Source organism: Microcoleus sp. D3_18_C2, from assembly GCF_036702395.1.
Lineage (GTDB): Bacteria > Cyanobacteriota > Cyanobacteriia > Cyanobacteriales > Microcoleaceae > Microcoleus.
In genome coordinates, this window is the sequence record NZ_JAUBTG010000028.1 from 41,665 (window position 1) to 45,759 (window position 4,095).

General features: G+C 42.9%; 1 protein-coding gene. It reads left to right on the forward strand.

The features are described 5' to 3' along the window. Nucleotides 1–312: 312 nt before the first annotated feature. On the forward strand, nucleotides 313–3,852 hold the full coding sequence (locus tag QUA88_RS17480) for an Eco57I restriction-modification methylase domain-containing protein (RefSeq protein ID WP_333272876.1): 3,540 nt from the start codon (nucleotides 313–315) through the stop codon (nucleotides 3,850–3,852). Nucleotides 3,853–4,095 lie beyond the last annotated feature (243 nt).

The following is a 4,095-nucleotide window of genomic DNA, read 5'->3' on the forward strand; positions in this document are numbered from 1 at the left end:
CAGTCCTCATAGCGAGGACTTTCGCTTTGAGACAGGGAATTCATTCCCTGTCGGACTGTCGGACTGTCGGACTGTCGAACTGTCTGTCTAATAGCGAAAGTCCTCTGAAAGAGGACTGATGAGTTGAAAATTTTTCTTCTCAGTCCTCATAGCGAGGACTTTCGCTTTGAGACAGGGAATTCATTCCCTGTCGGACTGTCGGACTGTCGGACTGTCGGACTATCTGACTCTCGGTTTAACGTTAAGTTGACACGCCTTGGGCACGATGCCGTGTCCCTACTAGAGTTCTCCCTTATTCCTTCATATATAACCATGCCACAAACACTTAAAGAATCCCGCGAACTTCTCCAAGACTTTGAATTCAACAAATTATTCGTCCAAAAACTCGGTTGGGATAATCCATCTTCCCACAAAACCGTATCTTTAGAAATAGAAGGCGAGACTTATTCCCGAAAAGCCATCGCCCAACTTAACGGAGTAGTTGTATATGAAATTATCGCCGATAGCGGAAATATCCCCAACAGCGCCCAAAGACTGACGATTTATCGCGAAATCGTCCAAATTTCCGCCGAAAATCTGTTGATTTTTATTGATGAAAATCGCACCAAATGTCTCTGGTATTGGGTAAAGCGCGAAGGTACAAAACTTTATCCCCGCGATCATGTATACGTGAAACGGGAACCTTGCGATTTGCTACTGAGTAAAGTCACAGCTTTAAAGGTTGATTTAGAAGAATTAGAAACGCTTTCGGTGATTGATGTCGCCCAAAGATTGCAGGCTGGCTTGGATGTCGAACGAGTAACTAAAAAGTTTTTTGAAGAGTTTAAACAGCAACACGTTGAATTTTTAAGTGTGATTCGCGGCATTGACAAAGAAACAGATAGACGCTGGTATACTTCGGTTTTACTCAACCGTTTGATGTTTGTTTATTTTTTGCAGCGCAAAGGATTTATCGACAGCGGCAAAATGCTGTATTTGCAAGAAAAGTTAGCCGAAAGCAAGCAGCGGGGAACGGATTTATTTTACTCAGAATTCTTGAAAACACTGTTTTTTGAGGGATTTGCTAAACCTCTCGATTTGCGGGAGGAAGGCGTTAAAGAATTAATCGGCGATGTTAAATATTTGAATGGGGGACTGTTTCTCGAACATCCCATCGAACAAAATTATCCGAATATCGCCATACCCGATGCTGCTTTTGAGAAAATATTTAATTTATTTGCAGCCTATTCTTGGAATCTTGACGATACAGTGGGCGGGAAGGAAAACGAAATTAATCCGGCGGTTTTGGGATACATCTTTGAGAAATACATTAACCAAAAAGCCTTTGGTGCTTATTATACCAGGCCGGAGATTACTGAATATTTGTGCGATCGCACAATCAACAAACTAATTCTCGATAGAGTTAATAATCTCTCTTCCTCCAACTCTTTCTCCCCCCTTACTAAGGGGGGCCGGGGGGGATCTCTTCATCAACAAGACAACGCATCCAACTCTTTCTCCCCCCTTAGCAAGGGGGGCCGGGGGGGTTCTTCTCCCCACTTTGAAACCATCACCGAACTCCTCACCAATCTCGACGCCAATCTCTGCCGCAGCCTGCTAACAGAAATCCTCCCAAACCTAACATTATTAGACCCAGCCTGCGGTTCCGGCGCGTTTTTAGTTGCAGCGATGAAAACGCTGATTTACATCTATTCAAAAGTCATCGGTACAAGCAAGTTTTTAAATGATCGTTACCTCAATGACTACCTAAAAGACATCGAAAAAGAGCATACTTCACTCAACTACTATATCAAAAAACGGATTATTAGCGACAACCTCTACGGCGTGGATATCATGCCGGAAGCAGTGGAAATTGCTAAATTGCGCTTGTTTTTAGCCTTAGTTTCGGCGGCGCAGAATGTCAACGACTTGGAACCGTTGCCGAATATTGATTTTAACATCATGGCGGGCAATTCCTTAATTGGATTACTGCGGGTAGATGACGCAGAATATGAAGGAAGTGGAACTCAGTTAAATTTGTTTCACAAGACATACAGACAAGTATTGGAGGAGAAAAACCGTCTGATTTCTATTTACCGTCATGCGACTACCTATAGCCAAAACTTGCAGAGTTTACGAGATGAAATTGCCGAAAAGAAAGCGCCGGCTATCGAAAATATTAATAAAATTTTGTTGGAAGATTTCAAGCAGTTAAAAATTAAGTTTGAACAAGCACAGATTAGCGGTAAGCCGATTAAGCGTACCCTGACTCTCGCTGATATAGAAGCTTTGAAGCCTTTTCACTGGGGCTATGAGTTTGATGAGATTTTGCATCAACGGGGCGGTTTTGATGCGATTATTACTAATCCGCCTTGGGAAATTTTTAAGCCAAATGCTAGAGAGTTTTTTGTGCAGCATAACGAACTAGCCAAAAAAAGCAAGATGGATATCAAAACTTTTGAAAAAGAGCAAAATAAAATTCTGCAAAATCCTGAGATTGCTGAAACTTGGTTAAAATATTTGAGTGAATTTCCTCATGTTAGCGCTTACTACCGTTCAGCAGAACAGTACAAAAATCAGATTTCAATTGTCAACGGCAAAAAGTCTGGTACTGATATTAACTTCTACAAGCTTTTTCTAGAGCAATGTTTTAACCTCTTACGCCCAAATGGCGAGTGCGGCATCATCATTCCTTCTGGAGTTTATACTGATTTGGGTACTAAGCAACTGCGGGAAATGTTATTTGTTGACACTCAGATTGATTCACTGTTTGGTTTGTCCAATGAAAAGTTTATTTTTGAAGGAGTGCATCACAGCTTCAAGTTTTGCTTGCTCACTTTTGAGAAAGGTAAAAGTACAGAGTCATTTCAAGCTGCTTTCCGCATCAATCCGCGAGAAGCGATTAGGGTGGACAAACTCGATACTTTTCTGAACAATCCAGATGAATGTATTGAGATTTCTGTTAACTTGATTCGTCGCTTATCTCCTGACTCTCTTTCGGTGATGGAGTTTAAAAATGAGGGAGATATTCGGATTGCTGAAAAAATGCTGCAATTCCCTTTACTGGGCGAACAGATTGAGGGGCAATGGAATCTGCGGTTAACTCGTGAATTTGACATGACGAATGACAGTCATTTATTCAAGCAAGAACCAGGAAAAGGGAGACTGCCACTTTATGAAGGGAAAATGATTGAGCAGTTTACTCATACTCTTTGCGAACCGCGTTATTGGATAGAGGAATCAGAAGGAAGAGTGGCGATACTTGGAAAAGAACAGGATAGAGGTCAAACTCTAGATTATCAGACTTATAGAGCGGGATTTCGTAAGATTGCAAGCAGTACAAATACCAGAACAATGATAGCCACAGTCATTCCACCTAACTTTCAAGCAGAAAACTTTCAGTCAGTGTTGCGTTGTTCAGAAGGTAGTGAGCCTCCACCTAATAATCATCAGTGTTTATATTTAGTCAGTGTTTGGAATAGTTTTATTGTCGATTATGCACTTCGCTCTCGAATTTCAGCAAACATCAACTTTTTCTATGTTTATCAACTTCCTGTACCGCGATTAACATCAGGTGACAAATACTTCACCGACATCGTACAGCGCGCCGCCAAACTGATCTGCACCGCCCCAGAATTTGACGAATTAGCCCAAGAAGTCGGCTTAAACTCGCACCGAGAAGGCGTTACCGATGAAACAGAACGCGCTCAATTGCGAGCCGAATTAGACGGCATCATCGCCCACCTTTACGGCTTAACGGAAGCCGAATTTGCGTATATTTTGACTACTTTTCCCATTGTCCCCGAAGCCGTGAAACAAGCAGCATTAGCGGCCTATCGCACCTTTGCGGCATCACCCGGAGATCCCCCCTAACCCCCCTTAAGAAGGGGGGGACAGGAAGTAGAGCGCACGTTTGCAGGGGAAAGTAGAGGAGACTGCAGTGCCGTTTCCCTACAAATAATAGGGGGGGTAGTTACATATTTCGTGCATGAAAATTGAGGATTTTGCGGTAGGGAAAGAGCACGGTGCGGTGTCCTCTTTTCCTCCGCCAGTCTTCTCGCTTACCCGGCAGTCCGCCAGGGAATGAATTCCACGGGGCTTATAGCGAAAGTCCTC